This window comes from Planococcus sp. RAB007_Raresut, from assembly GCF_057369535.1.
On the sequence record NZ_JBXYIF010000124.1, the window covers coordinates 1 to 268 of the forward strand.

Annotated in this window: 1 protein-coding gene; it reads right to left on the bottom strand. The window is 47.4% G+C overall.

Annotation, left to right across the window (positions count from 1 at the left end; genetic code table 11):
- On the bottom strand, window positions 1-268 hold a 268-nt coding region (locus tag AC2Q9J_RS17995; protein WP_499042058.1), incomplete at both ends, for an MBL fold metallo-hydrolase.

Genomic DNA, 268 nt, shown 5'->3' on the forward strand with positions numbered 1-268 from the left:
GACGATCGCACCTTGAGACGTTTGAATACATACGCCGACGCAGTCGGGAATCGAGTGATAGACGCGGAAAAACGTGATGAAATGATCAGCGATAGTCAATTTCGTTTTGGCATCAATCATGCGAAGGTCGACTTCTTTCAACAAACCGGCCTCTTTTAATTTCAATTCAATCAACCCGAGGGTCAATTTCGTCCCGTAAACTGGGACGTGTTTCAAGTCGCGTAAGACGTAGCTGAGTCCACCGATATGGTCTTCGTGACCATGGGTG